Origin of the sequence: Edaphobacter sp. (assembly GCF_035532915.1) — a bacterium.
In the GTDB taxonomy this organism is placed as follows: Bacteria; Acidobacteriota; Terriglobia; order Terriglobales; family Acidobacteriaceae; genus Edaphobacter.
In genome coordinates this window covers 1-2,422 of record NZ_DATKQC010000371.1, presented here as the reverse complement: position 1 = coordinate 2,422, position 2,422 = coordinate 1, and the positions used below count along the sequence as shown (strand labels likewise).

Genomic DNA, 2,422 nt, shown 5'->3' with positions numbered 1-2,422 from the left:
CCTTTGAAGGTGGGCGACCTGGCGGACGCAACTGGGTACCCGGAGGGGCACGACGGATTTCTGGCGCTGGGCAGCGCGGAGATTCAGGATCTGAGCACGTCCGCGCCGGTCACGCCGACGCCGGCCAACTGGGACCAGCTTTCGACGAGCAGCCATCTTTTTGACCTCGTGTCCATTGAGGGAGAAGTGATGGCGGAAGTGCGGGGAGCCTCGCAGGACGAGTACGTTCTGGAGGCGGACGGCAACCTGTTTTCGGCTATTTACAAGCATCCGCTGCCGACCAGTCTCAATCCCGATCCGCCGCCCATGAGGCACGTGCAGCCCGGCTCCAAGGTGCGGGTGACGGGCATTTGCTTCATGAACGAGTCAAATCCCTTTGATTCCCGCACACCGTTCAACATTCTGCTGCGGTCATCTGACGATCTTGCGGTGATTTCGTCTGCTCCGTTGCTGACGGTAGGCAATTTGATTCGCCTGGTCGGAATGTTGTTTCTGGTGGTGGTTGCCGCGAGCGTGTGGGTGGGGATGCTTCGCAGGAGGGTGCACCTGCAAACCGCAGCCATCACGGCACAAAGCGAAGCCGAGGGCAAACAGGAGAAGCACGTTGCCCAACTGGAACAGTGGCGCAGCAAGATCCTTGAAGATATCAGCGGCACCGAACCGCTGGGCGAGGTCGTTGAGCACATCACGGAGATGGTGTCGTTCGTCCTGAATGGCGCGTCATGCTGGTGCGATGTGGTGGAAGGACCGCGGCTGGGACATCCTGCCGAGAATATGGAGGATCTGCGGATTCTGAGTCGCGATGTCCCTTCCCATTCGGGCGTGGTTCTTGGAACTCTTTTTGTCGCGGTGGACAAGCCGAAAGGGAATGACAAGGAAGAGATGGACGCGCTGGTTGCGGGGGTGCGCCTGGCGACCCTGGCGATAGAGACGCGCAAGCTTTACAGCGACCTGGTGCATCGGTCGGAGTTTGATTTGCTGACCGACATGCACAATCGCTTTTCGCTGGACCGCTACCTCGAAGAGCATCTGGACAGGGCGCGCGAGAAGTCGACGATTTTCGGCCTTGTTTACGTGGACCTGGATGACTTCAAACTGGTGAATGACATGTATGGCCACCATGTGGGCGACCTGTACCTGCAGGAGGTTTCGCTGCGCATGAAGCGGCAATTGCGCAATGGGGACATGCTGGCGCGGCTGGGCGGAGACGAGTTCGCCGCGCTGATTTCAGTGCTGCGCAACCGCGCCGACCTGGAAGAGATTGCGCAGCGCCTGGAACGCTGTTTCGACGCGCCCTTTGGGGTGGAAGGCTACCTGCTGCGCGGCTCGGCGAGCGTTGGATTCGCCCTCTACCCCTCGGACGGCACCACCAGCGACAGCCTGCTGACCGCCGCCGACGCGGCCATGTACGTGGCCAAGCACACCAAGCGCCATCCGGACGTGAAGCGGGTTTGACACGCGAAGGCGAGACTTCTCACCAAGATAAAGTAGAACCAGCACCGATAAGACAGAGCAAACGAGAAGGCCCGGCGCGAAGCCGGGCCTTCTTGGGTAAAGGAGCAGTTTTTGAATCTGCCCAGTGCTTATTCGGCTGCCATCTCTTCGGCTTCGCCTTCCTGGCGCATGAGTTCAAGTTCGCGCTCGGCGGCTTCAATCTCGGCCGAAACCTCTTCCTGCACCCGGGCTGCCGCTTCCTCTAACTCCGGAGAGAGCTGGACGTTGCGGTAGTATTCGAGGCCCGTACCGGCAGGGATGAGGCGGCCGACGATGACGTTCTCCTTCAGACCGCGCAGGTTGTCGATGGCGCCGTTGATGCTGGCTTCAGTCAGCACGCGGGTTGTCTCCTGGAAGCTGGCCGCGGAGATGAAGCTGTCGGTCGAGAGCGACGCCTTGGTGATGCCCAGCAGCAGCGGACGGCCGATGGCCGGACGACCCCCGTTGGTGAGTACGCGCTCGTTCTCTTCGCGGAAGCGGAAACGATCCACCTGCTGCTCGAGCAGGAAGTTGGTGTCGCCGACTTCGTCGATGCGGACCCAGCGCAGCATCTGGCGCACGATGACTTCGATGTGCTTGTCGCTGATGGCCACGCCCTGCAGACGGTAAACCTCCTGGATTTCGTTCACCAGGTAAGCCTGCAGTTCCTTTTCGCCCAGCACGGCAAGAATGTCGTGCGGGTTCAAGGGGCCATCCATCAGCGGGTCGCCGGCACGCAGACGCTCGCCCTCCTGGACGTTGACGTGAATGCCGCGCGGCACCGAGTATTCCTTCTCGTCGCCGTTGTCGGCAGTCACGTAGATTTTGCGCTGGCCTTTGGCGACCTCGCCGAAGCGAACCACACCATCGATCTCGCTGATGATGGCCGTTTCGCGCGGCTTGCGGGCTTCGAACAGCTCGACCACGCGGGGCAGACCGCCGGTGATGT

At 61.1% G+C, this 2,422-nt stretch carries 1 protein-coding gene and 1 pseudogene; one reads left to right on the top strand and one right to left on the bottom strand.

Going from position 1 to position 2,422, the window contains the following annotated elements; all coding sequences use genetic code 11:
* Positions 1-1,455 (top strand): GGDEF domain-containing protein (locus VMU57_RS17610; protein ID WP_325385792.1); only part of this gene is annotated, 1,455 nt, incomplete at its 5' end.
* A 128-nt stretch (positions 1,456-1,583) separates the two neighbouring features.
* Here the strand turns inward: VMU57_RS17610 and VMU57_RS17605 are convergent.
* Positions 1,584-2,422, bottom strand: a pseudogene (locus VMU57_RS17605) (DNA-directed RNA polymerase subunit beta'); the annotation flags it as partial.